Below are 24,076 nucleotides of genomic sequence, written 5' to 3'. Positions count from 1 at the left end.
TCGCCGTAGCGGCCCAAGTCTTCCGAGCACCCTGCCGACGTCCTACCCCTGTCACCCCCTAAGTCGTCCCCAGTTCGGAGCGCCGATCGGGTGGTGGAGCGGGCCCGCGGGCCGATGATGGGGCGACCCCGCAGACCGTCGAGTCCCGTGCTCCACCCGCCCGTCAGCCGAGGTGCCGTCGTTGGAACGCTGCTGGTTGTTCGCCCGTTCGGCCGTACCGGCCGACGGCTGCCCGGGCACGCGGCTGACCGAGCTGGTCGGCACCGTCCTGACCGGTCTGGTCGCCGCCGCCCGCCGGGCCGATCCCGGCATGAACTGGTTCTTCGACCCGGAGGGCTCCCCCGCCGAGCGTCTGAGCCTCGGCTTCCATGCCGTCCCCGCCGCGCTCGACGCGGTACGGGCGGGGCTGCTCGCGTACGACCCGGGAGCGTCCCTCGCCAGCGACCGGCGCGTCGTGCGCGACCCCGCCCGGGGCGGCCCGCTCGCGTTCGCGGGCAGCGAACTGGCCCTCACCCTGCTCGGCGGGGACGTGCCCTGGCTGGCCGGCGGCGAGCTGCCGCTGGCCGTGGCGCACCTGCGACACCTGACCGGGCTGATGCCGGCGGCCGACCGCCTGGCGTTCCTCTTCCTGCACTGGCAGGAGCGCAGCCAGCGGCTCACCGGCGCACAGCGGCGGGATCTGGCCGCGCAGGCCGACGACGGGGCGGAGAAGATCGTCCTGTCGGCCGGTGACCTCCCGCTGGGCGGGGATGTGGCAGTGGCGTGGCAGCGCTACCTGGACCGGGTGACCGACGTGGTGGGCCACGACCACCCGACGGCGCCGTCCGGTTTCCTGCTGGCGCACCACGCGCAGCTCACCCACGATCGGTGGGGCATCCGGCCGGAGGTCGACTCGCTGGCCGCGCTGGCGCTGCGCCTGTCGATGGTGCGGGGCCGCCCGGCCGCGACCGCGCCGGCCCGCGTTCCGCAGAGGAGGCAGCAACCACATGCACGCGCCGGTACCTGACCGTCCCGCCGCCGGCGAGCCGGCCCACGTCGAGGTGGCGCTCGGGGAACGGTCGTACCCGGTGCTGATCGGTCCCGGCGTGCGCCACCGGCTCCCGGCGGAGGTGGCGCGGACCGGCGCCCGACGGGTCGTGGTGGTCTCGGCCCGGCCACCGGAGTGGACGCCCGACCCGGGCGTGCCGCACCGGGTGGTGCCGGCCCGCGACGGCGAGCACGACAAGAACCTGACCACTGTGGAACAGCTCTGCCGAGCGTTCGCCGAGTTCGGGCTGACCCGGACGGACGCGGTGGTCTCCTGCGGCGGCGGCACCACCACGGACGTGGTCGGGCTGGCCGCCGGTCTCTACCACCGGGGCGTCCCGGTGATCCACTTGCCGACCTCGCTGCTGGCCCAGGTGGACGCCAGCGTCGGTGGGAAGACCGCCGTCAACCTTCCGGAGGGCAAGAACCTCGTGGGCGTGTACTGGCAGCCCCGGGCTGTGCTCTGCGACACCGAGCACCTGGGGACGCTGCCGCAGCGGGAGTGGCGCAACGGGTACGGGGAGATCGCCCGGGCGCACTTCATCGGCGCCGGCGATCTGCGTGACCGGCCGGTGGCGGAGCAGATCGCCGCGTCAGTGGCGTTGAAGGCCCGGGTGGTGGCCGCGGACGAGCGGGACTCCGGCCTGCGGCACATCCTCAACTACGGCCACACGCTCGGGCACGCGTTGGAGCGGGCCACCGACTTCCGCCTGCGCCACGGCGAGGCGGTCGGCGTCGGCACGGTCTTCGCGGGCCGGCTGGCCGGCGTCCTCGGCCGGGTACCGGCCGAGCGGGTGGCCGAGCACCACGACGTGGTGGCGGGCTACGGGCTCGACACCACGCTGCCCGCCGGCGTCGACCACGACGAGCTGATCGCGCTGATGCGCCGGGACAAGAAGGCCACCTCGGGCCTGTCCTTCGTCCTGGACGGACCGGGCGGAGTCGAACTGGTCGCCGACGTCCCCGAGGTCGCTGTGCGTACCGCACTCGCCGGCATGTGAGGCCGGCACCGCCCGGTGCCCGTTCGCCGGCCGGCGCCGCGGGGCGGCCGGGCCGGCGAACGGATGACGAGCCGCCGGAGCCGAGCCCCGGATCGGCGCGTCAGCTACCCAGGGCCCGCTGGATCTGCGCCACCAGCACGCCGCAGGCGTACCGGTCCGCGGCCCCGACCATGCCGACAATGGTCGCCGGCAGCGGGCCGTTGTCCGTCTCCGCCGGGTCGTGGTGCATGAACACGACGAACTGCCCCCGGTCGATGAACGGTGCGAGGATCGGTTCGGCGTCGACGCCGGGGGCCAGTGAGAAGAACGTGGTCATGGCGCATGGATGCTGGTCCAGCAGCGAACCGCGGTGCAGCAGCGAGGTGGTGGCCCCGCTGACCCGGAAGTTCGGGTCGATGACCCGCAGGGCGCCGTCGCGGCCGATCCCGGCGTCGAAGGAGCAGTAGCCCCGGTACCCGAGCTCACTGGCCTTCCGGACCCCTACGGTCAGCGCTTCGACCAGCTCCTCCGGGGGCTGGTCGTCGTCCATCACACAACCGACCCACGTCGAGGTGGGCTGCGGCAGGTGTACGGACGAACCGAAGTAGTGCACCGCTCCGCTGTCGGTCACGCCGAACTGGATACCCCAGATGGTCTGGAAGGGCACCTCCTCTTCGACGATCCACTGCTCGCTCACCTGTTCCAACTGGTTGAACAGGGAACGGTTCCGCCGGTCCCGCAACCGACGGGTGAAGATCGCAATTCCGCTGGACACCTCGACCCCGGCCGGTTTGATGACCGCCGGCCGGCGGTCGCGCGCCACGATACGGCGCACTTCGGCGGGGGTGGCGACCTGCCGGCGGGGCAGGTACTCCGGCGCGACCAGAGTCTCCAGCACGGTCTTGTTGTTGAGGCGGGCGAGCAGATCTGCGGGCACCCGGGCGCGAGCGGCCCGCAGTCGCGGGTCATGCGGAGGAAATTGGAACTCCAGCATCTCGCCCCGCTCGACGGCTTCCCGCGCGTACCGCACCGCCTGCGCGCCGGAACGGAATGCCCGCAGGTCGCTGGGCGTCTTCAGACCACTCCGGCTGAGCAGACGCAGCGACTTGTCCGCGCTGGAGCCGGTGCTGCAGATCGCCGCCGACTGGTGCGGAAGGGTCAGGTGCAGACCCGTGATCATGTCCAGGCCGTTGTAGAGAGCGGCGCCCGCGCCGGCGAGATAGGGGCTGTCGGCGGTGGCCGACGGGTCGGGCGGCCGGGCCAGGACCACCCCGTCGTGTGCGAACACCTGTACCTGGATGGGCACCTGCATTTAGTCTCCTGACATGCCGGCCCGGTGCGGGCCTCGGGGTGGCGGTGAAACCGGTGCGCCACGGCCACGAACAGCGGAGAACGTGGCCGAAGGGGTGCGCTCCCGGTCCTGATCCGGCCGCTCGGCCGCGAGAGCCGGGCGTGCCGCGTGCACCGACCGGACGGTCGTGAGCTGGACCGGCCGGGAAGCCGGCTGGCTTATGGCCAGCGTTGCGGCGGCGAGGTGCACACCGCCGGTCAGCGGCTGAGTTTCCAGCCACCGACCGGCGTCATGATCGAAAGATCATAGTCACTATGCATTGCCCCGGGATGGGCCAGACAGGCGAACGCGGACGGCTCTTTCGCCGCCGAGGCCGCCGATACTCCTAGCGGGGCCATCGACTCGGGCTGACCGAAAAGCTGTTCTTCAGAAGGGCTGGAGTCGCCGGACGGCGCTGTCGCAGCCCGCGCTGTCGAGTGCCCGGATCCGGACGGCCACGCCCCCTGCCAGCTCACATCGCCGGACCGGCCTCGACGCGGCCGGCGGGCACCGCCGACACGTCCCAGGCCTGCCCGGGGAGGAGATCTCCGGCTGATGCGCTAGGGGTCGACGTGCCGATCTCTAGGGGTGTACGCCACTCCACAGCGCTTCGTATGGTCGGGCCCCATCGGCTCGTCGTTCCCACTCTCAGCGCACCGGATCGGGTGGCCCGCGAGCGGTGCCGCCCGTCAACGCGCCTCGCGCCAACCCCGCCGTCCGGCGTGCGGCATCCCGGCTGACCGATCGTCGCGGCCCTGCGCCTTTCGGTCGTCCCCTTTCGATCGGAGGTTGAGCTGTTGTCTGTCGGGTTCGATGGCGCCCAGGCCGCGGACGGCGCGGTTGCTCTGGAGCTCGTGGGGGACCTGCGGAGGCCGGCGGTGTGGCCCGCGCGGGCGGCCTCGGTGCACCGGGTACTGCCCGCCTGGCCGTCGCGCATGACACCGGCCGGGCACGTCGTGGTGGCGGGGCTCGTGGCGGTCCTGGCCCGCTGGACCGGCCAGGACGAGGTGGTGCTCGGGCTGGCCCCGGCCGGCGGGGTGGTGGTGCGGGTGGACGTCTCGGGCGACCCGGGATTCGGGGAGTTGGCGGCGCGGGTGGGACTGGCGTGGACGGCGCCGGTGGCGGTGGCGGTTCCGGACCGGCCGGACCCGGTGGCGGTGGAGTTGGCCGACGGCCCGGTGGCGGAGACGGGACCGGCCGCGGTGGACGTCGACATGGTGGTACGCGTGGCGGCGGACGGGTCCGTGCTGCGGGTGGACTACGCGGTGGAGGGATTCTCCGCGCAGTTCGTACAGGGACTCGTGGATCAGGTCGTCGTGCTCGTCTCCGCCGGGACGGCGGCGCCGCAGGTAGCCCTGTCGAGGTTGCCGTTGCTGGACGCCGCGGAACGGCAGCGGTTGCTGACGTGGGGACGCGGCCCGGTGCGGGAGATCCCGGGTGAGCCGATCCACGAGCTCGTGCTGGGCTGGGCGCAACGGTCGCCGGAGGCGGTGGCGGGTGTCGCGGGTGACGAGGTTCTGACGTACGGGGAACTGGATCGCCGGTCAGGACTGCTGGCGGCGTACCTGCGGTCGGTGGGTGTCCGTGCCGGTGACGTGGTGTCCGTGGCGCTGGAGCGCGGGTTGTGGTCGCTGGTGGCCGCGATGGGCGTGCTGCGGGCGGGTGCCGCGTACACGCCGATGGACGTGTCGTGGCCCGCGGAGCGGATGCGGGTGCTGCTGGCCGACCACGGCGCGCGGGTGGTGTTGACGGTCGGTGCGGTAGCGCCCCGGATCCCCGCCGGGGACGGGGTCACGGTGGTGGCGCTGGACGACGGCTGGCCTGCGGTACCGGCCGGTGCGGCGGCGGATCTGCCTGTGGTGCCGGTGGACGCTCCGGCGTTCGTCATCTACACGTCGGGTTCGACAGGCACGCCGAAGGGCGTGGTGCTGTCGCACGAGAGGCTGACGAACTTCCTGGCGTGGATGACCGACGAGTGCGCCATCGGCCCCGGCAGCCGGATGCTGCACTCGGCGGCACCGGTCTTCGACGCCGCGTTCGGGGAGATGTTCGCCGCGCTCACCGGCGGGGGTTGCGTCGTCGTGTGCCCGCGCGACGATCTGCTCGACGCGCGCCGGCTCACCGATCTGGTCAACAGCCACGGCGTCACGCACACGTTCGGCCCGGCCACCAACATCGCCCCGCTCGACCCGGCCGCCTGTCCCGGCCTCCGCTGCATCATCTTCGGCGGCGAGGCCGTCCCGCCGCGGTTGGCCCAGCGGTGGCTGACGGCGGGCACGCGGGTGGTCAACGCGTACGGGCCGGCCGAGATCGCCGTGGCGTGCACCTGGTTCGACGCGTCGGCCGGGTGGGGTGGCGCGTACGTACCGATCGGCTGGCCGATGCCGAACCGGCAGGTCCGCGTCGTCGACGCGAACCTCGACCTCATGCCGGTCGGGGTTCCCGGGGAGATCCTGATCGCCGGCTTCGGCGTCGCCGACGGTTACCTCAACCGTCCCGAACTGACCGCCCAGCGGTTCGTCACCGACCCGTACGGCGGCGGGCTCGCCTACCGCAGCGGCGACCTGGGGAGATGGAACAGCGCCGGCGCACTGGAGATCCTCGGCCGGATGGACCACCAGGTGAAGGTCAACGGCATCCGCATCGAGCTGGGCGAGATCGAGAGCATCCTCGCCCAGCACCCGGAGGTGGAGACCGCCGTCGTCGTCCGCCGCGAGGACCGGGGCGTGGCCCGACTCGTCGCGTACGTCACCGGGCGCGACGGCCGCACCCCGGCCACCGGCGACCTGCGCGACCACGCCGCGGCCCACCTGCCCAGCTACATGGTCCCCGCCGCCGTCGTCACCCTCGACCGCTTCCCCCTCGGCGGCACCGGCAAGATCGACCGGAATGCCCTTCCCGCACCCGGCGCCCAACGCCCCGACCTCGGCGTGCCGTACGTCGAGCCGGCCACCGAGGGCGAGCGCCTCGTCGCGGAGGTGTTCGCGAGCGTGCTCGGCATCGAGCGGGTCGGCGCCCGCGACAGCTTCTTCCACCTCGGCGGCACGTCGTTGCAGTCCGCAGCCGTCGCCACAGGCATCGACGAGGCCGCCGACGTGGTCGTGCCCGTCTCGCAGATCCACCGCACCCCCACCCCGCACGAGCTGGCCCGGTGGCTCGCCACCGCCCCCCGCCGTACGGACACCGGCTCGACCGCCGGACAGACCCGGCAGCGCCCGGGACCGGTCCCGCTCGCGCAGCAGGTGGCGAAGTGCCTGATGTCGCCGCTGGAGGTCGTCGTCCCGGTCACCTGGTGGATCGAGGGTGAGCTGGACCTACGGGCCCTGATGGCCGCCCTCGGCGACCTACACCACCGCCACCAGGCCCTGCACGCCCGCTACCGGCGCACCGACCCACCAACAGCAATCATCCCACCCAACCCCGGCATGCCCCAGCTACGGCTACTCGCCGACGCCACCACCGAACACGACGCCCTCGACCAACTCGCCGAAGCAGTACAGCAACCACTCGACTACACCCAGGGCCGCAACTGGCGCGCCGCCCTGATCCGAAACAAAACCACCAACCGAATCCTGTTCGGCATCGGCATCCACCACATCGCCTTCGACGGCTGGTCATACGGACTACTCGTACGAGACCTCAGCCACGCCTACACCGCACGACAAGCCGGCCACACACCCACCTGGCAACACCCCGCACCCACACTGCACCAGTCCTACGACGAATACACCCGCCTACGCGACGCCGCCGACCTGCAAACCCAACGAACCTACTGGCGCGAACAACTACGCGACCTGCCCCGCCAAGGCAAGGGCCCGGCCACCGCGCCCCTGGAACAGGCCCTCGCCTGGGGACCGAAGGCGGGCCACACCGTCACCGTCACCCCCGAGGTGCTCGACCGCTGGGACCGGGCCGCCCGCGACCACCGCTTCAGCCGCTCCAGCTACTTCGTGGCGGCCTTCGCCTCGGCGCTGCGCGCCATCCATCAGCAGGACGACATCGCCCTGCTGATGGTGGTGGCCAAGCGCGGCAGCCGCGTCCTCGACTCCGCCTTCACCACCCGGCTCAACCTCAACTGCGTGCGGGTGCGCTTCGACGGGCCGCAGGACGACAAGCTGGTCCTGCGGGTCGACGAGACGATCCGCGATCTCATGCGGGCCCAGGACGTTCCCTTCGCGGAGACCGCCGACGATCCCGCCGCCGGGCTCTCCGGCGAGGTGGTCGCGAGCCTGCCGACGTTCGTGTTCCAGGACAACGTGGTGGTGCCGCTGGAGCTGCCCGGCTGCCGGGCCGAGGAGGTCGTCGACCCGTACGCCCGGGAGGTGCCCAACGGGCTCACGGTCGAGGTGCTGCCCCGCGTCGACCATGCTCTCCTGCGCGTCACCATCCGCACCGACTACCTGCCGTACAGCTTCGCCGAGGAGCTGAACCATCACATGCTGCGCTTCCTCGAAGACGGGCCGGCGGGTACACCCACCGCCGGCTGACCGTCCGCCTTTGCGTACCGGACCGCTCGTCGTCGCGTGGCACGCGGCCCGTTGTCCCGAGAGTTCGTGGTTGTCCCCTCCGGCGCACCCCTCTGGGTGGCGCCGGCCCTGATCGGAGGCTGGCTCAATGTCTGTCGGAATCGTCGGTGCGCAGGCCACGGATGTCGCTGGGCCCGGCTTCGAGATCCTCGACCTGATGGGGGACCTGCGCCGGCCGGCCGCGTGGCCGGCCCGGGCGGCCTCCGCGTACCGGCCGGTCGACCTGCCCGTCCCGGCGGGGGCGCGCTCCCCCGGCGCGGTGCTGCTGGCCGGTCTGCTGGGGGTGCTGGCCCGGTACACCGGCCAGGCCGAGGTGGCGGTCGGTCTGTCGTCGGGCGGCGTGCTGCGGGTCGACGTCGCGGATGAACCGGGCTTCGGCGAGCTGACGTCGCGGGTGGCCGCGGCGCTGACCGGCCCGGTCACGCGTGACACGGACGCGGCGGGGCCGGTGGTGGTCGGGCTGGTGGACGCCCCGGTGGCCGAGGTGGGGCCGGACGTGGTGGACGTGGACATCGTGGTGACCGTCGCGGGGGACGGGTCGGCGCTCCGGGTGGACTACGCAGCCGACGGCTTCTCGGCGGACTGGGTGCGGGGTCTGGTGGACCAGACCGTGTCGTTGCTGTCGGCCGGGGTCCGCGAACCCGGGGTGCCGCTGGGCGCGCTGCCGCTGCTGGGCGCGACCGAGCGCGAGCGGCTGCTCGCGTGGGGCCGGGGCCCGGCCCGCCCGGTGCCGGGTGAGCCGCTGCACGAGCTGGTGCTCGAGTGGGCGCGACGCACGCCGGACGCGGTGGCCGGAGTCGCCGCCGGGGAGGTGCTGACGTACGCGGAGCTGGCCCGTCGCTCGGGGGCGCTGGCCGCGCAGCTACGGTCGATGGGCGTACGGCCCGGGGACGTGGTGTCGCTGGCGTTGGACCGCAGCATGTGGACCCTCGTCGCCACCCTGGCGGTGCTGCGCGCCGGGGCGGCGTACACGCCGATGGACGTGTCCTGGCCGGCGGACCGGATGCGGATGCTGCTGGCCGACCACGGCGCTCGGGTCGTCCTCACCGTCGGCGAGGTCGCCCCGCGTGTCCCCAGACCTGACGGCGTACGGGTCGTCGCCCTCGATGTCGACTGGCCCACCCTTGCGGCGGCCGAGGCGGCCGACCTGCCGGTGGTGGCCCCGTCCCGGCCGGCGTTCGTGATCTACACGTCCGGCTCGACCGGGACACCGAAGGGTGTCGTGCTGACCCACGAGCACCTGACGAACTTCGTCACCTGGATGCGGGAGGAGTGCGCGGTCGGCCCGGACAGCCGCATGCTCCATTCCTGCTCCCCCGTCTTCGACGTGGCCCTCGGCGAGATCTACACCGCGCTGACCTCCGGCGCCCGCGTCGTCGTCAGCTCCCGCGACGACCTGCTCGACGCCCGCCGGTTGACGGAGCTGATCGCCAAGGAGCAGGCCACCCACGCGTTCTGCCCACCCACGAACCTCGCCGCCGTCGATCCCGCCGACTGCCCCAGCCTGACGTGCGTGACCCTCGCCGGGGAACCCATTCCGCCCCGCATGGCGCAACGCTGGACGGCCGCCGGTGCCCGCCTGATCAACGCGTACGGGCCCGCGGAGGCCTCCGTCGCCTGCACCTGGTTCGACGCGTCCAAGGGCTGGCCCGGCGCGTACGTGCCCATCGGCCGGCCCATGCCCAACCGGCAGATCCGCGTCGTCGACGCCAATCTCGACCTCGTCCCCATGGGCGTCCCCGGCGAGATCCTCATCACCGGCGCCGGCGTCGCCGACGGCTACCTCAACCGCCCCGAACTGACCGCCCAGCGGTTCGTCACCGACCCGTACGGCGGCGGGACCGCCTACCGCACCGGCGACCTCGGCCGGTGGAACGCCGCCGGAGCGCTGGAGATCCTCGGCCGGATGGACCACCAGGTCAAGGTCAACGGCATCCGCATCGAACTCGGTGAGATCGAGGCGACTCTCGAACAACACCCGGACGTCGGCACCGCCGTCGTCACCCGTCGCGAGGACCAGGGCACCGCCCGGCTCGTCGGCTACGTCACCGGACGCGACGGACGCGTCCCCGTCACCGCCGACCTGCGGGCACACGCCGCCGCCGTGCTCCCGCCCTACATGGTTCCCGCCGTGATCATGGTCCTGGACCGGTTCCCCACCGGCGGCACCGGCAAGATCGACCGACGGGCGCTACCGGAGCCGGGCTCGCGCCGTCCCGATCTCGACGTGCCATACACCGAACCGGCCACCGACTCCGAACGCCTCGTCGCGGGGATCTTCGCGACGGTGCTCGGACTGGACCGGGTCGGGGCACTCGACGGGTTCTTCCACCTCGGCGGCACCTCCCTGCAGTCCGCCGCCGTCGCTGTCGCCCTCGACGAGGCCGCCGACGTCGCCGTGCCCGTCTCGCAGATCCACCGCACCCCCACCCCGCAGGGGCTGGCCCGCTGGCTCGCCACCGCCCCCCGCCGCCCCGGGGCCGAGCCGGCGCCGTCCGTCACCGGCCGTCCCGGCCCGTCGAAGCCCGTCCCGCTGACCCCGTCCGTCGCGAAGTGCGTCGTGCTCCCCTTCGAACTGGTCTGCCCGACCACCTGGTGGATCGAGGGTGAACTGGACCTACGGGCCCTGATGGCCGCCCTCGGCGACCTACACCACCGCCACCAGGCCCTGCACGCCCGCTACCGGCGCACCGACCCACCAACAGCAATCATCCCACCCAACCCCGGCATGCCCCAGCTACGGCTACTCGCCGACGCCGCCACCGAACACGACGCCCTCGACCAACTCGCCGAAGCAGTACAGCAACCACTCGACTACACCCAGGGCCGCAACTGGCGCGCCGCCCTGATCCGAAACAAAACCACCAACCGAATCCTGTTCGGCATCGGCATCCACCACATCGCCTTCGACGGCTGGTCATACGGACTACTCGTACGAGACCTCAGCCACGCCTACACCGCAGGACAAGCCGGCCACACACCCACCTGGCAACACCCCGCACCCACACTGCACCAGTCCTACGACGAATACACCCGCCTACGCGACGCCGCCGACCTGCAAACCCAACGAACCTACTGGCGCGAACAACTACGCGACCTGCCCCGCCAAGGCAAGGGCCGGCCGCAGGAGATCCTGGAACAGACCCCGACCTGGGGCCCCAAGACCGGGCACATCGTCGCCGTCCCGCCCGAGCTGGTGCGGCGCTGGGACCGAGCCGCCGTCGAACACCGCTTCAGCCGTTCCACCTACTTCGCCGCCGCCTACGCCTCGGCGCTACGCGCCATCCACGGGCAGGACGACATCGCCCTGCTGATGATCGTCGCCCAGCGCGGCAGCCGCGTCCTCGACTCCGCCTTCACGAGCAGGATCAGCAGCAACTGTCTCCGGGTCCGGTTCGGCGGCCCGGAGAAACACCTGATGCGGGGCCTCCAGCAGGCCGCGGACGACCTGATGGCCGCACAGGACGTCTCCTTCCTGGAGATGGTCACCGACGACCCGGTCCTCGACCTGCCCCGCGAGGTGATCAACAGCCTGCCCTCGTTCGCCTACCAGGACAACCTCGTCCTCCCGCTGGACCTGCCCGGCTGCCGGACCGAGGAGGTCGTCGAACCGTACGCCCGGGAGTGGTCCGGTGCCTGCGTCGCCGAGGTGCTGCCCGGCGACGAGAGTGTCCTCCTGCGGGTCACCATCCGTACCGATCTGGTCCCGGCCCCCGTCGCCGAGATCCTGGCCACCGGCATGCTGCGCTTCCTGGAAGCCGGCCCCGAGGCGGTCAGCGACACCCGCTGACCGCCGCTTGCCGGCAGGCTCGGCGGCAGGCTCGGCGGCAGCGCGCCGTGCGGCCCGCGCGAGCAGCCCGGCGCGCTCCGGTCCGGGTCAGTGGACGAGGGCCGCCGGGCAGTGCGCCAGCAACTCCGCCGGGGCGTGCACGACCAGGTCGGGGCCGGCGGCGAGCAGCGCCGCGATGTCCCCGCCGTGCCACGTCGTGGCGACGGCCGTCGCCCCGGCGTCCCGGCCGCTGAGCAGGTCGATCACCGCGTCGCCAACCATCATGGCCTCGTGCGGCGGCACGTCGAGGTTGCGCAGTGCCTGGAGCACGATGTCCGGGGCAGGCTTGGGACGGGCCACCTCGTCGGAGCCGATCACCTGGCCGAACAGGCCCAGCACGCCGAGCTGGTCGAGCAGGGAGCGGGCCCGCGGGCCGGCCTTGCCGGTGGCGATCCCCATTCGGATGCCACGCGAGTGCAGGGTCTCCAGGGTCTCCCGGACGCCGGGGAAGAGCGGCACGAGGTGGGCCATCCGGTAACTCTCGCGGACGAACGGCTCCTCCATCTCCAGGGGCAGCCCCATCAGGCGCATGATGTCCGGGAAGTACCGGCCCATGTGCCGGTTGTACTCCTCGAACGGTGCCGGCCCGTCGCCCACCACCTCGGCGTACGCGATGCTGAACGCCTCACGCATGACGGCCGAACTGTCGACGATGACGCCGTCGAGGTCGAACACGACCGCGCGGATCGGGCCGCGCGCCGGCGACGGCGGGGTCACCTCGACTGTGGACGATGGACGGCTCATGGCTGCTCCCGGAAGGGTTGGGGCCGAGGGTGGTTCTCACCCGGCGCGATGGCCCACCAGTGCGTGCTGGCGCTCCGGCCGGGTGGGCCGGGCGCACTGGTAGATCCGTTCGATGATGTCGATGGTCCGGCGGGCCTCGGCGACGGCCGCGCCCCGGGCGGCCGGGTCGGCGAGCAGCCCGGGCAGGGCGTCGAGCTGGTGGTCGTACTCCGCGCCGATCGGCTCCCCGGGCAGCGGCAGCCGCGCGGTCCGGCCGTCGCGGGTACGCGTCAGCACCGGCGTGGGCTCCCGGTTGGGACTGAAGCCGAACGTGCAGCGCAGCGTCGCCGACCCCGCGGCGCCGTGCACGGTGACGGTGGTGCGGTCCAGCGACTCGTGCGAGGCCCAGCAGGCGTGCAGGGCGACGGAGGCGCCGGTGTCGGTGAGCAGGAACCCACGGGCGGTGTCCTCGACGTCGCCGGGAACGTGGCCTGCGGTGTCGGCCCCGCCGCGCCAGGCGGCGTGGGCGGCGCTGTCGTTGACGAAGTCGTCCGAGACGCTGCCGATCGCGTGAGTGACCCGGGCCGGGCCGAGCAGCGGCAGCACCGTGTCGAGCAGGTGCCAGCCGAGGTCCACCAGCGCGCCCCCGCCGGACTGGTCGCGGCGGGTGAACCAGCCGCCCGCGTCGGGCACCCCTCGGGCGCGAACCCAGGCCACATCGACGTGCCGGATCGGGCCCAGCCCGCCGGCCACGTCGACCAGCGCCCGGATGTCGGCCCGGTAACGGGCGGCGCTGCCGGCCAGCAGCACCGCGCCGCCGTCGCGCTCCGCGTCGGCCAGGATGCCCGCCTCGGCGGAGGTCAGGCAGACCGGCTTCTCCAGGAACACCGGTACGCCCCGGCGCAGCAGCCGGACGGCGACGACCGCGTGCAGGTGGTTCGGTACGGCGACCACCGCCAGGTCGACCGTTCCGGCGGGCAGGTCCTCGACGTCGGCGTACGCGGACGCGACGGCGTGGGTGTCGCGGGCCTGATCGCGCACCACGGGCTGCGGGTCGACCACGGCGACCACCTCGAAGCCGGGGTGTGCGGCGAGCCGGGGCAGCCAGATCTCCCGCCCGGCCCAGCCGAGGCCGACCACCGCGACCCGCACCGGCCGGCCGGCCGCGGCCGGGGGCCGGGCCGTCATCCGGCGAGGACGTCGGCGAGCACGGCGGCGATCTCGTGCATCTGCTGCTCCGTGCCGAGCAGGGTGCGGTGGTGCAGCCAGACGCAGTCGGAGTGGATCTGCTCGGTGTTGGGGCAGCGGGCCGCGATCGCCTCTACCGACTCGTCGGACGCGCCGGCCATCCAGAAGCCCTCGCACCGGTAGATCGCGCGGAACGCCACGAACGCCGGGACGCCCCGGGCGATGAGCGCGTCCACCACGGCACGGCGGCGCTCGATGCCGATCCCGGGGATACGGAACATCGCCATGTAGTGCGGGTTGCGGTCGGTGCGAGGGTCGGTCGCCTGCGGGACGACGCCCGGGATCTCGGCGAGCAGGCTCGACAGCAGCGGCCAGCGCTGCTCGCGCAGCGCGATCTGCTCGTCGAGGCGGGTCAGCTGGGCGCGTAGCACAGCGGCGGTGAACTCGCTCATCCGGTAGTTCGAGCCGGTGGTGCTGTGCAGGTATTCGCGGTCGGTGCGGGGCCGGCCGCAGCTGTGCACGAGGAATGCCCGCTCGCGCAGTTCCTCGTCGGGGAAGACGACCGCTCCGCCCTCGCCGGCGGTCATGAGCTTGCCGTTCTGGAAGCTGAAGGCGGCCACCGAGCCGAGCGCGCCGGCCCGCCGGCCCCGCCACTGCGCGCCGTGGGCGTGTGCCGCGTCCTGCAGCAGAGCCACCCCGGCGTCGGCGGCGAGATTGTCGAGCGCGTCCATGTCGGCGAACTGCCCGGCCATGTGCACCGGCATGATCACCTTGGTACGGGGGGTGATCGCGGCCTCGACGGCGGCGGGGTCGACGCAGTAGGTGTCCAGGTCGACGTCGACCGGCACGGCGACCGCGCCGAGACGCTGCGCGGCCAGCGAGGACGAGATGAACGTGAAGGCCGGGACGATCACCTCCGTACCGGGGCCGACGCCGAGCACCTCCAGCGCGACTTCCAGCGCGTGGGTGCCGTTGGTGACGGCGAGCGCGTGGGGGCTGCCGTGGTAGTCACCGAACTCCCGCTCGAAGGAGTCGACCTCACTGCCGCCCATCCGCCACCACTGACCCTGTTCGAGGGCGCGGATCAGTCCGGTTCGCTCCTCGTCGCCGTACTGCGGCCACTCGGGGAACTCGGACACCGTCGAGGGCTGACCACTCATGACTTCCCACTTCCCAACTCGGGCAGACCAGGGGCTTCGACTGACCATCGGGCGGGACGACCCGAGACCGCCGGTACGCGGTCCGGGCACAGCGGAGCACCGGATGGCCGCGCGGTACGTGACGCCTCCGTCCGGAGCCGGCGGCGTCGCTCAGCAGGGAGGACGGTAACCGACGCGGATACGCGGTCACCGCCCCTAACAGCCCCTAGCCACCCCTTAGTCCACCCGCGCCTCGGGCGCCGCCGGTTCGCCGGGAGCCGTTGGCGTAGTAAGACTGCGGTGACCAGTCATCAGGCTCTGCGGGACCAGGGCCGTGCCCCACGAGGTGAAGCGTGTCGGACGTACTGCTGCTGAACGGCCCGAACCTGGGCATTCTCGGCCGGCGGGAACCGGAGATCTACGGCACCGACACCCTGGACGACATCCAACGCGCCGTCGGCGAGGAGGTCGCCACCCGGGGCTGGGGTGTGGTCGCCGAGCAGCACGACTGCGAGGGTGCGCTGATCCGCACGATCCAGAACAGCTACGACACGGTGGGCGCGATCGTCAACCCGGGCGCCCTGATGATCGCGGGCTGGAGCCTGCGCGACGCGCTGGCCAACTACCCCCGGCCCTTCGTCGAGGTGCATCTGTCCAACGTGTGGGCGCGGGAGAGCTTCCGGCACGACTCGGTGATCGCCCCGCTGGCCAGCGGGGTGATCGTCGGGCTCGGAGCGCTGGGCTACCGGCTGGCCGCGCGCGCCCTCACCGCGACCGTCCGATGACGACCGGGCACCCCGCCGTCCAGTGCCGTGGGCGCCGGCGTGCCGGCAGCGCGGTCGTCCGCACGTTCCGACTCTTCCCGAAGGACCTCACGTGGAGATCTCCGTCCTCGTCCTGACCCTCGTCCTCGCCGCCGTGTTCGTGGGCACCGCCGTGCCGAAGCTCACCGGGCAGGCACAGATGCGCGAGCGGATGGACCACCTCGGCGTCTCGCCGGGGCTGACACGCGCGCTGGGGGTGCTGGAACTCGCCGCGGTCGCCGGGCTGCTGCTCGGCCTGCTCTGGCCGCCCCTGGGCATCGCCGCGGCGATCGGTCTCGCCCTGCAGATGGCGGGCGCGGTCGTCTACCACTCCCGGGCCAAGGACCCGGCCGCGACGATCCTGACGCCGGTGATCTTTGCCGTGGCCGCCCTCGCGCTCGTCTACCTGCACGTGCGGCTGGGCTGAGGCCGGCCGTGTCCGGTCCGCAGCGCCACGGCGGCGTCCTCGGCATCGACGTCGGCGGCACCAAGGTCGCGTTGCGCGCGGAGGCGCCCGGGCAGCCGGCGTACGACCGCACATTCCGCTGGCCCCGGACTGCCGACCCGGCCGCCGACCTGACGGTGCTGGCCGTCGAGGTGGACCGGCTGCGCGACCGGTGGGGACCGGTGGACGCGGTCGGGGTGGCCATGCCGGCGACCACTGACACCGGTGGCACCGTCACCACCTGGCCCGGGCGCCCCGGCTGGGTGGGCCTCGACCTCACCGGCGCGCTGCGCCGCCTCTTTCCCGACGCGGCAACCGCCGTCGCCGACGATGGTGATCTCGCCGCCCTTGCAGAGGCGCGCTGCGCCGGCGCGGACGACGTGGTCTACCTGGGCGTCGGCACCGGGATCGGCGGTGGCGTCGTACTGGCCGGCCGGCCGGTGCCGGACCGGTCCTCCGCCGAGATCGGTCACGTGGTCGTCGCTCTCGATGGTGAGCGCTGCGACTGCGACCGGCATGGCTGCCTCCAGTCCATCGCGTCCGGCCCCGCCACCCTGCGCCGTGCTGCCGCCCGCCGGGGCGGCGAGGTGGGCTTCGATGACCTGCGGGCCGGACTCGACGGGCGCGAGCCCTGGGCGGTGGCGGCGGTCGAGGAGAGCTGCCGGGCGCTGGCGGCGGCGGTGGTGAGCCTCGGCGAGATCCTCGATCCGGCGCTGGCGATCGTGGGCGGCGGGTTCGCCGCCGGCCTGCCCGGCTTCGTGCCGCTCGTCGCGGAACGGGCACGCCGCGCCGGCCGACCCGGCCGGCCGGCGCCACCGGTGCGTCCCGCCGCCCTCGGCGGGCTGTCGTCCCTGCACGGCGCGGTGGAGCTGGCTCGTGACCTGACCGGCACGCCGGCTCCCGCGCGCCCCACCCCCATCGCGTAGAGGAGAGCAGCATGGTCAGGATCGGTGTCATCGTCGGCAGCACGCGACCCGGCCGCAAGGCCGACGCCGTGGCCCGCTGGGTGCGCGACGTCGCCGCCAAGCGGGGCGACGCCACTGTCGAGCTGGTCGACATCGCCGACTACGCCCTGCCACACTTCGACGAGGTGCTGCCACCGTCGATGGCGCCGTCGCGACGCCCCGCCGTACGCCGCTGGGCGACGACCGTGGCCGGATTCGACGGCTTCGTCTTCGTCACGCCGGAGTACAACCACTCCATCCCGGGCGCACTGAAGGATTCCCTCGACTTCCTCTACCAGGAGTGGCAGCACGCCGCCGCCGGCCTCGTCAGCTACGGCGTGCACGGCGGCACCCGGGCGGCGGAGCACCTGCGGCTGGTGCTCGGGCAGCTCGGCGTCGCCGACGTCCGCTCCCAGGTCGCGCTCTCTCTGACGACCGACTTCGTCAACTTCCGCGACTTCCGGCCGGCCGCGCACCACGAGCAGGCCCTCGGCACCATGCTCGACGAGGTGGTCGCCTGGGCCGGCACACTGCGGACGCTGCGCCGGGCCTGACGCCGCTGCGGCTGCGCGGGCCGGTGACGGGGGTCGGGCATCCAGCGTCGACCCGCCCGCTCGGCACGGCACCGGTCGCCTGGGTCGTGGCCGGGCCCCGCCCGGTCGTGAGCCAGGGGGTGGGGCTGCCCGCTCAGGCTCCCGGTGCGACGACCAACCGCTCCGCGGCGACCTGCGCCGCGTCGGTGCGTACGACGCCGGCGAACTCGCGGGCGCGGGCGGCCACCTCCGGCCGCAGCGCGGCGCCCAGAGCCTCGGTCAGCGACTCGACGGTCGGCACGGAGCCGGGGTGTGCGGTGCCGATGCCGAGCGCGGACACCCGGCGCGCGAAGTAGTGCTGGTCGTACACCTGCGGTACGACGACCTGCGGCGTCCCGGCCCGCGCGGCCGTGGTCGTGGTGCCCGCGCCGCCATGGTGGACCACCACGGCCACCTCCCGGAACAGGTCCTGCTGGTTCACTTCGCCGACCACCAGGCAGTCGGGGGACCGGTCGACCGGCGAGAGCGGCGCCCAGCCCCGGGAGACGACCAGCCGGCAACCGACCGCGCGCACGGCCCGCACGGCCGTCTCCAGCAGGCCCGGGGGTGCGGCGACGCTGCCGAATCCGACGTAGACGCACGGCCCGCCGGCGTCCAGGAAGGCCGTCAGCTCGGCGGGCAGGGCCCGCTTGTCGGGCAGGAGCCAGGCGCCCGGTTGGTAGACGGCCGGATCGGCGACGTCCGGCCAGGGTGCCAGGGTCGGGTCGGTGGCCAGCCACGGCCGGTCGGTGTGGATGTGGTCGCTGACGTCGTCGACCGTGCCCAACCCCACCGCCGACCGCAGCGCGTTGAGGGGCGCGGCGAAGGTGTCGTTGACGTGCCGCAGGTTGGCGGCCCACAGGTCGCTGTTGTCGGCCGACGCGGGCGCCGGGACCTCCCCGAACACCGGCAGCGGCAGCGGGGGGTGGTGGGGTGAGGGAAGGGCCGCCGGGCAGAGCGCCGCGAAGACGTACGGGATGCCGCGCTTCTCCGCCACGGTGCGGGCGGCGATCTGGAGGCCCGTCGACGCGACGAGGACGTCACAGTCCCGGGCTGCGGCCGACAGCACCTCGAACTGGATGCCGATGGAGGACTCGGCGAGCTTGCGTACCTGCGCGGGCGAGGGTTTTGGCACGGCGGCCCGCGACCTGGGCGCCGCCGACCTGCGCCAGGGCGGGCCGACGGGCACGAAGGGAATCCTGAAGCTGGCCACCCAGCGGGCGAAGTCGGGCGGGGCGCAGAGGCGGACCTGGTGGCCGAGGGCCGTCAACCGCGACGCGAGCGCCACCAGTGGTTGGACATCGCCGCGCGACCCGAGAGTCGACAGCAGTACGCGCATGGTACTCGCCTTTCCGTCTTTTTGCGCCGGATCCGGGCGCGGCTGGGCCAGGCCCGACAGCGTTGTCGGGCCTGGCCGCACCGTCGATCTGCTATCCCCGCGTCGTGGAGCGCCCCGGCACCAGGGCAGCGGGTCGCGCTCTGGCGGCGGTCTGAGCGGGTACCCGGCGCGCGGCGCCGGGCGCGGGTCGGAGGGGCCGCAGGATCAGTACGTGGCCGAGCCCCTCGACCGCGCGCAGCTCGGCCGCGCAGGCCGCGGCCTGCGCCTGGCGCAGGTAGTCCAGCGTCTGCGGGTCGGCGGCGCACATCCCCGGCGTCGAGTCGGCGGTGGCGACCAGGTGGACCTCGCCGGCCAGCAGCAGCGAGGCCGAGATGAACTGGCAGAGTTCCGGCCACAGCAGGTACCGCCAGAAGTCCACGCTGATCACCGCGTCCAGGCTGCCCGGCGGCATGGGCGGGGCGACGCCGAGCAGGTGGAAGTTGGTCCGCCCGATGGGTGCGGCGTAGTCGTAGGTCAACGCCGAGGTGGGCAACCCGGAATCGGCGCGGCCGGTGCCGATCCAGAGCGTGCGGTGCCCCCGCACCTGGCCGGCGAGGCGCGCGGCGGCGGGCCCGATGGCGCAGGCCGACCGCTCGACGCACTCGTCGATGAGCGCGCGATAGTGCAGGATGCGCCGGATCGCCTCGTACCCCATGACGGCGGTAAGGAACTCCCACTCCAGGCACGGATAGAGCCGGGCCGCCTGCTGGAAGTTGGCCTTCATCTCCATCCAGTTGCGGGTGATGTTCTTGTGGTGCGGCAGGTGGACGACCCGGGCGTCGTCGTCGTAGCCGAAGTTGACGCCGTCGGGGAGGCTGCGGTCGACGCGGTAGAACAACTCGACGTCCTCCACGCCGTAGCTCAGACCGAACGCCTCGCGGTAACCACCGACCTGCGCGAAGTGAGCGCTGGTCAGCGAGATGTTGTGCGTGTAGGCGATGACCCAGCCGGCCCGGAGCCACTCGCCCCCGTCGTCGGGAAGCCCCGTGGCGAACCGCAGGTCGCCGCCGTGCGGGAAGGCGCGTGCGACCGCGTGCGACTCCCCGGCCAGCACTGCCGGCAGGTCAGCGAGGCCGATCTCGTCCCGCCGGCCGATCAGCACCGCCGCGTTGCCGGGCACGCTGTGCCAGGCGAGGTGCCGCTCCAGCAGGTCGGGCACCGCCCACGAGTCGGCGTCGAGGAAGACCAGCAGAGATGCGCAGGCACGGCGCGCCCCCTCGTTGCGGGCGACGGAGCGGCCCTTGCGCTCGGCGAGTTCCAGCACGCGCAGGCGGAGACCGGCACCCTCGGCGAGCGCCTCGGCGTACCCGTCGGACGAGCCACCGTCCCGGACCACGATCACCTCGAAGCGTTCCGGCGGCAGCGTCTGCCGGGTCAGCGCCCTGAGGGTCAGCGCGAGGCACTGCGGATCCTGGTAGGTCGGCATCACCACGCTCAGCGCCGGAGGGTTGGTGGGCAGCGACATGGCGATCCTCTCCGTCAGACGATCTTGCCGTCGGGGGGCGGCGACACCGTCAGACGATAACGCTCCGCGACGACATCCTTACGCATCAATAGGGGTCTATAGGGGTGCACTGTCCCGACATGACAGTCGCCGCCTGACCGGAACCTACCCACGCGCAGGAGCAGCAGCCGCGATAGGAAGCAGAGGGTTAGATCAACCCGATTCGACTGGCGAACTCACGTACGCCTGGCAGGTTGCGGCTGTCGCGGCCGAGGAGTTCGGTGGTGAGTTGCTGCGCCCATGGCCGGTAGCGGCCACGCCGTCAACAACGCTCATGGTCACTGCAACGAGTTGATGTGCCGTACGCGGCCATGAACATGTCCAGCAGTCCGTCGACCGCGTTCTCGTCGATGGGGCGGGTTGACAGCAGCCAGCGGTAGTAGAGAGTGCCGCATAGCACCTCGGCGGCGAATTCCAGGTCCGCTCCTGGGGCGAGTTCACCGGCGCGCTGAGCGCGGGTGATCCGGTCGAGGGTGCTCTGCTCGACGGTGGCCAGGAACCGTTCGTGCAGGGTCGCCCGTAGCGTGGAATCGGCCTGCGCCTCGGCGATGACTCCACGGTAGACGGGGCCGATCGGCGGGCTGGATAGGGCCAGGCTTGAGCGTAGGAACTGTTCGCGCAAATCCGCACGGACGTCCCCGGCGTTGCGGTAGTCCAGATCGCTGGTCCACACGAGGCTGAGCGCGTCGAGCAGCAGCGCCGCGATGGACGGCCAACGCCGGTAGATCGTGTGCTTTCCGACCCCGGCCCGCCTGGCGACCGCCTCGATGCTCAGTCCCGCGTAACCGACCTCCGCGGCCAGATCGAGGGTCACTCGCAGCAGTTCTTCAGTGCGCGCAGCGCCTCGGCGCCGTGGCGTGGCAGGCGTGTCGGTCATGCCGCGATCCTATCGGCACACGGCGTGCCGTTGACAATGCAGCGGGCTGCGTGCGACATTAGGCCCCGATCGGCACGGTGCGTGCCGATGGAGGAGCGTGGTGGCATGTCGCCACCCGCGGGCCCAGGATTGCGCCTCATCAAATCCGCAAGGAGTGATCTGCCATGAGCAGCACCGGAAACAGTGAGCAGGAAGGATTCGCGGCCGAGGAGCGGGCCGCGATGAAGGACCACGCCCAGGAGTTGAAGAAGGCCGTGCGCCGACGGCCCGCAACCTGTCGGCGACGGCCGACCACCGGATGGCCGCAGCGGCCAAGCCCGACTTCGAGCCGGTAGGGGTGCTGCACCAGGTGAAGGCACCCACGCTGGTCATCGAGGGCGGCCACGAGCCGGTCAAGCCGGGGCACGGCACGATCATCCCGAGCAGATCCCGGGAGCGCGGCTGATGATCGTGGCCGGCATAAGCCACACGCTGCCGCCGGAGGCGCACGAGGAACTGGTCGCCGCCATCCTCGCGCACACGGCGGGACGACACGATCAAAGATCGGTCGAGATGAATCTTCATGATTTCACCCGGCAACGCGCCGCTGGGTGAGGAATCGTCAACCGAGGCCAGAATCCACGGAAATGGGGAGTAGCGAAGTGCGTGTGCTGTTGACCGCGTGCGGGTCACGCGGGGATGCGACGGAAGCGTACGAACGGAGTCGCCAGTGATGAACGCCGACGTGGTCATTGTGGGCGCCGGTCCGACCGGGCTGATGCTAGCCGCTGAGCTGCGTCTGGCCGGTGTGCGACCGCTGCTGCTGGAGCGGCAGCCGCAGCGCCGGGACACCCCCAAGGCCGGTGGTCTCGGCGGGCAAATCCTGGAGCTGCTGCGCTACCGGGGCTTACTGGAACGCTTCGAAGCCGCCTGCCCCGGCCCCGGCCTCGCCCCCCGGTTCCCGTTCGGCGGCGTGCACCTGGACCTCACCCAGCTGCCGGATCCCCCGCTGCACGCCCTGCCGCTGCCGCAACCGCTGCTGGAGCGGCTGCTCGATGAACGCACCGGCGAACTCGGTGTCGACGTCCAACGTGGGCACGAGGTGATCGGGGTAAGCCAGGACGAGGCCGCGGTGACCGTGGAGGTGCGGGGCCCGGACGGGCCGTACCGGATCAACGCCCGCTACCTGGTGGGCTGCGACGGCGCGCGCAGCCGCATCCGCGACTGGGCTGGCATTGGCTTCCCCGGCACCACCTATCCGGAGGTCAACCGGCTGGCCCAGGTCACCCTGCCCGACACGGTGACCGTGCTCGGCAACGGCGATCTCGACGTGAGTTCCCCCCGCTTTGATGGAGCGGTGGTTACCTGCTGCCGGCTGGCGCAGGGGTGGCGATAGGTGGCTCGGCTGGTTGCGTCTGGCGGGTGTGCCAGGCGGTCTCGTACTCGTTCGGGCTGAGGTAGTCCAGTTCCTTCTGGATGCGGCGGGTGTTGTACCAGCCGTCGATGTAGGCGAAGATCGCGTTCTCGGCCTCGTCGCGGGTCCGCCAGCTCGTGCGGTAGACGAGTTCGATCTTCAACGTCGACCAGAAGTTCTCCATCAGCGCGTTGTCGTAGGAGTCGCCGACGGATCCCATCGAGGGCAGGATCCCGTTGTCCTGTAAGCGTTCCGCGAAGCGAAACGACGTGTAGTTCGACCCGCGATCTGAGTGGTGGATCAACTGGCCGTCGCGGACGTCGCGCGACCAGATGCCGTATTCGAGGGCGGCGAGGATCAGGTCGGTGTCGCAGCGGTCGGAGGTCTTCCACCCAACGATCCGGCGGGAGAACGCATCGCGGACCGCAGCCAACCAGAACACGCCCTCACCGCAGGGGATGCGGGTGGCGTCGGCGACCCAGAGCCGGTTCGGCCCGTCGGCGGTGAACTGCCGGTTGACCAGATCCGGCGCCGGCGTGTGCCGGGGATCCTGCTTCGTGGAGCCGCCGCGCCAGCCTCGACGCAGGAACGCGCCCTGCCAGCCCTGCTGCGCCATCAACCGCTCGACCCGCTTACGGCCCACGCGGATGCCGTCACGGCGTAGCTGCCGGTGGACCCGGTCAGCGCCGTAGGTGCGCCCCGATGTCTCCCAGATCTCGTGGATGTTGGAGACCAGACCCAGGTCGACCACGTCGCGGTCGCAGGGCTGCTCGACCTGCTTCACCCACGCGTAGTAGGTCGAGGCGCCGATGTTGAGGACCCGTAGCAGGAGCGCGACCGCGAACTGGTCACGGTGTTCGTGGATGAACCTCATGACCGTCGCCGGGTCGGGTCGAGCTCCGCCGCGAAATACGCGCTCGCGGCCTTCAGGATCTCGTTCGCCCGCCGCAACTCGGCGACCTCCCTGCGCAGCCGGCGGTTCTCCTCCGCCATCTCGCTGGTCGGCCGGTCGTGACGCTCGTCGGCGTCGGCCTCGGCTTGGCGGATCCAGTTCCGCAACGCCTCGTGATGCACACCAAGCTGCTCGGCCAGGCGCCGGATCACCGGCTTCGGATCCGACTCGCGGTACAAACGCACAGCGCGCTGACGTAGCTCATCGGGGTACTTCTTCGGTGCTGCCACGGACAACTTCCTCCCCACGGCCATCAGACCATGATCAAGAAGCTCCATGAAAGCGGGGGTAGCTCACTCGATATGAAATCAAGGAGGCAACATGCCGGCCCATCCGGCATTGGCGCGGAGCCGCAGGCCAAAGCCGGTGAACGCCGAGGGGGAACGACCTCAACCCGCGGCACGGTTACCGCCATCAAAGATCATTCGTTACCGGATGTTACCGCCGTTACCTGGGAAGATCTCCAT

20 protein-coding genes are annotated in these 24,076 nt (G+C 72.3%); 11 read left to right on the top strand and 9 right to left on the bottom strand.

From position 1 onward, the window contains the following. The first annotated feature begins 172 nt into the window (after positions 1–172). On the top strand, positions 173–1,006 hold the full coding sequence (locus MICAU_RS12255; RefSeq protein ID WP_244879750.1) for a hypothetical protein: 834 nt from the start codon (positions 173–175) through the stop codon (positions 1,004–1,006). Beyond that, a complete protein-coding gene (locus MICAU_RS12250) occupies positions 987–2,027 on the top strand; it encodes a 3-dehydroquinate synthase family protein (RefSeq protein WP_013285623.1) in 1,041 nt (346 codons plus the stop codon). Before MICAU_RS12255 ends, MICAU_RS12250 begins: the two co-directional genes overlap by 20 nt. A 100-nt stretch (positions 2,028–2,127) precedes the next feature. Here MICAU_RS12250 and MICAU_RS12245 read toward each other — a convergent pair whose 3' ends face one another. Next, positions 2,128–3,318 carry an ATP-grasp domain-containing protein gene (locus MICAU_RS12245; RefSeq protein WP_013285622.1) on the bottom strand — a complete coding sequence of 397 codons (1,191 nt, stop codon included), beginning with the start codon at positions 3,316–3,318 and terminating at the stop codon, positions 2,128–2,130. Between the two features lie 896 nt (positions 3,319–4,214). Between MICAU_RS12245 and MICAU_RS12240 the strand changes: the two genes are divergently transcribed. Together MICAU_RS12240 and MICAU_RS12235 are read left to right on the top strand one after the other, a co-directional pair. Next, positions 4,215–7,823 carry a non-ribosomal peptide synthetase gene (locus MICAU_RS12240; protein WP_280512928.1) on the top strand — a complete coding sequence of 1,203 codons (3,609 nt, stop codon included), beginning with the start codon at positions 4,215–4,217 and terminating at the stop codon, positions 7,821–7,823. 127 nt (positions 7,824–7,950) lie between these two features. After that, a complete protein-coding gene (locus MICAU_RS12235) occupies positions 7,951–11,652 on the top strand; it encodes a non-ribosomal peptide synthetase (protein WP_013285620.1) in 3,702 nt (1,233 codons plus the stop codon). 87 nt (positions 11,653–11,739) lie between these two features. Here the strand turns inward: MICAU_RS12235 and MICAU_RS12230 are convergent, their stop codons facing one another. Genes MICAU_RS12230 through MICAU_RS12220 form a run of 3 tightly spaced genes read right to left on the bottom strand, consistent with a single transcriptional unit; the run spans position 11,740 to position 14,762 of the window. Continuing rightward, on the bottom strand, positions 11,740–12,435 hold the full coding sequence (locus tag MICAU_RS12230; RefSeq protein ID WP_013285619.1) for an HAD-IA family hydrolase: 696 nt from the start codon (positions 12,433–12,435) through the stop codon (positions 11,740–11,742). Between the two features lie 36 nt (positions 12,436–12,471). Next, positions 12,472–13,602 (bottom strand): Gfo/Idh/MocA family protein, encoded by a 1,131-nt coding sequence (locus MICAU_RS12225; protein ID WP_013285618.1) that lies wholly within the window; start codon positions 13,600–13,602, stop codon positions 12,472–12,474. Further along, positions 13,599–14,762, bottom strand: coding sequence for a DegT/DnrJ/EryC1/StrS family aminotransferase (locus tag MICAU_RS12220; RefSeq protein WP_013285617.1), 1,164 nt, complete (start codon positions 14,760–14,762; stop codon positions 13,599–13,601). Before MICAU_RS12220 ends, MICAU_RS12225 begins: the two co-directional genes overlap by 4 nt. A 332-nt stretch (positions 14,763–15,094) precedes the next feature. Between MICAU_RS12220 and MICAU_RS12215 the strand changes: the two genes are divergently transcribed. From MICAU_RS12215 to MICAU_RS12200, 4 genes are all read left to right on the top strand, one after another. Further along, positions 15,095–15,526 (top strand): type II 3-dehydroquinate dehydratase, encoded by a 432-nt coding sequence (locus MICAU_RS12215; protein WP_013285616.1) that lies wholly within the window; start codon positions 15,095–15,097, stop codon positions 15,524–15,526. 91 nt (positions 15,527–15,617) lie between these two features. Then, positions 15,618–15,971: a DoxX family protein gene (locus tag MICAU_RS12210; protein WP_013285615.1), complete on the top strand. Its 354-nt coding sequence runs from the start codon at positions 15,618–15,620 to the stop codon at positions 15,969–15,971. Positions 15,972–15,979: 8 nt separating this feature from the next. Further along, positions 15,980–16,915 (top strand): ROK family protein, encoded by a 936-nt coding sequence (locus tag MICAU_RS12205; protein ID WP_013285614.1) that lies wholly within the window; start codon positions 15,980–15,982, stop codon positions 16,913–16,915. Positions 16,916–16,926: 11 nt separating this feature from the next. Beyond that, the gene (locus tag MICAU_RS12200) at positions 16,927–17,487 is read left to right on the top strand and encodes an NADPH-dependent FMN reductase (protein WP_013285613.1); all 561 of its coding nucleotides are present in this window, start codon (positions 16,927–16,929) and stop codon (positions 17,485–17,487) included. 133 nt (positions 17,488–17,620) lie between these two features. Here the strand turns inward: MICAU_RS12200 and MICAU_RS12195 are convergent, their stop codons facing one another. The 3 genes from MICAU_RS12195 to MICAU_RS12185 all read right to left on the bottom strand — a co-directional run bounded on the left by MICAU_RS12195 (position 17,621) and on the right by MICAU_RS12185 (position 21,264). After that, the gene (locus MICAU_RS12195; protein WP_013285612.1) at positions 17,621–18,844 is read right to left on the bottom strand and encodes a glycosyltransferase; all 1,224 of its coding nucleotides are present in this window, start codon (positions 18,842–18,844) and stop codon (positions 17,621–17,623) included. Positions 18,845–18,935: 91 nt separating this feature from the next. Then, on the bottom strand, positions 18,936–20,348 hold the full coding sequence (locus MICAU_RS12190; protein ID WP_013285611.1) for a glycosyltransferase family 2 protein: 1,413 nt from the start codon (positions 20,346–20,348) through the stop codon (positions 18,936–18,938). Positions 20,349–20,649: 301 nt separating this feature from the next. After that, the gene (locus MICAU_RS12185) at positions 20,650–21,264 is read right to left on the bottom strand and encodes a TetR/AcrR family transcriptional regulator (RefSeq protein ID WP_013285610.1); all 615 of its coding nucleotides are present in this window, start codon (positions 21,262–21,264) and stop codon (positions 20,650–20,652) included. A gap of 298 nt (positions 21,265–21,562) precedes the next feature. Here MICAU_RS12185 and MICAU_RS32945 point away from each other — a divergent pair, with 298 nt between their 5' ends. The 3 genes from MICAU_RS32945 (at position 21,563) to MICAU_RS12180 (ending at position 22,639) form a co-directional block, all read left to right on the top strand. Then, positions 21,563–21,709, top strand: a complete 147-nt coding sequence (locus tag MICAU_RS32945) for a hypothetical protein (RefSeq protein ID WP_176921682.1) — start codon at positions 21,563–21,565, stop codon at positions 21,707–21,709. Then, positions 21,709–21,858, top strand: coding sequence for a hypothetical protein (locus tag MICAU_RS32940; protein WP_218917881.1), 150 nt, complete (start codon positions 21,709–21,711; stop codon positions 21,856–21,858). The genes MICAU_RS32945 and MICAU_RS32940 overlap by 1 nt, the downstream gene beginning before the upstream one ends. Before the next feature lie 118 nt (positions 21,859–21,976). Next, entirely contained in the window at positions 21,977–22,639 is a 663-nt protein-coding gene (locus tag MICAU_RS12180; protein WP_013285609.1) for an FAD-dependent monooxygenase, read from the top strand. On the opposite strand, the gene MICAU_RS12175 is transcribed toward MICAU_RS12180, so the two are convergent. Continuing rightward, on the bottom strand, positions 22,605–23,531 hold the full coding sequence (locus MICAU_RS12175; protein ID WP_013285608.1) for an IS3 family transposase: 927 nt from the start codon (positions 23,529–23,531) through the stop codon (positions 22,605–22,607). The two genes, MICAU_RS12180 and MICAU_RS12175, sit on opposite strands and share 35 nt — an antisense overlap. Then, complete coding sequence (locus MICAU_RS12170; RefSeq protein ID WP_083791297.1) at positions 23,528–23,887, bottom strand: transposase; 360 nt, start codon at positions 23,885–23,887, stop codon at positions 23,528–23,530. The genes MICAU_RS12175 and MICAU_RS12170 overlap by 4 nt, the downstream gene beginning before the upstream one ends. Between the last annotated feature and the right edge of the window lie 189 nt (positions 23,888–24,076).

The sequence above is a fragment of the Micromonospora aurantiaca ATCC 27029 genome, from assembly GCF_000145235.1.
Taxonomy (GTDB): domain Bacteria; phylum Actinomycetota; class Actinomycetes; order Mycobacteriales; family Micromonosporaceae; genus Micromonospora; species Micromonospora aurantiaca.
The sequence above is the reverse complement of the archived record's forward strand: the minus strand, read 5'-3'. Positions and strand labels throughout refer to the sequence as shown.

What these genes read in the sequence shown, in the direction of transcription:
- MICAU_RS12250 (WP_013285623.1), top strand. Translation starts at nt 987, where the DNA reads ATGCACGCGCCGGTACCTGACCGTCCCGCCGCCGGCGAGCCGGCCCAC.
- MICAU_RS12245 (WP_013285622.1), bottom strand. Translation starts at nt 3,318, where the DNA reads ATGCAGGTGCCCATCCAGGTACAGGTGTTCGCACACGACGGGGTGGTC.
- MICAU_RS12235 (WP_013285620.1), top strand. Translation starts at nt 7,951, where the DNA reads ATGTCTGTCGGAATCGTCGGTGCGCAGGCCACGGATGTCGCTGGGCCC.
- MICAU_RS12230 (WP_013285619.1), bottom strand. Translation starts at nt 12,435, where the DNA reads ATGAGCCGTCCATCGTCCACAGTCGAGGTGACCCCGCCGTCGCCGGCG.
- MICAU_RS12225 (WP_013285618.1), bottom strand. Translation starts at nt 13,602, where the DNA reads ATGACGGCCCGGCCCCCGGCCGCGGCCGGCCGGCCGGTGCGGGTCGCG.
- MICAU_RS12220 (WP_013285617.1), bottom strand. Translation starts at nt 14,762, where the DNA reads ATGAGTGGTCAGCCCTCGACGGTGTCCGAGTTCCCCGAGTGGCCGCAG.
- MICAU_RS12200 (WP_013285613.1), top strand. Translation starts at nt 16,927, where the DNA reads ATGGTCAGGATCGGTGTCATCGTCGGCAGCACGCGACCCGGCCGCAAG.
- MICAU_RS12195 (WP_013285612.1), bottom strand. Translation starts at nt 18,844, where the DNA reads ATGCGCGTACTGCTGTCGACTCTCGGGTCGCGCGGCGATGTCCAACCA.
- MICAU_RS12190 (WP_013285611.1), bottom strand. Translation starts at nt 20,348, where the DNA reads ATGTCGCTGCCCACCAACCCTCCGGCGCTGAGCGTGGTGATGCCGACC.
- MICAU_RS12185 (WP_013285610.1), bottom strand. Translation starts at nt 21,264, where the DNA reads ATGACCGACACGCCTGCCACGCCACGGCGCCGAGGCGCTGCGCGCACT.
- MICAU_RS32945 (WP_176921682.1), top strand. Translation starts at nt 21,563, where the DNA reads ATGGCCGCAGCGGCCAAGCCCGACTTCGAGCCGGTAGGGGTGCTGCAC.
- MICAU_RS32940 (WP_218917881.1), top strand. Translation starts at nt 21,709, where the DNA reads ATGATCGTGGCCGGCATAAGCCACACGCTGCCGCCGGAGGCGCACGAG.
- MICAU_RS12180 (WP_013285609.1), top strand. Translation starts at nt 21,977, where the DNA reads ATGAACGCCGACGTGGTCATTGTGGGCGCCGGTCCGACCGGGCTGATG.
- MICAU_RS12175 (WP_013285608.1), bottom strand. Translation starts at nt 23,531, where the DNA reads ATGAGGTTCATCCACGAACACCGTGACCAGTTCGCGGTCGCGCTCCTG.
- MICAU_RS12170 (WP_083791297.1), bottom strand. Translation starts at nt 23,887, where the DNA reads ATGGAGCTTCTTGATCATGGTCTGATGGCCGTGGGGAGGAAGTTGTCC.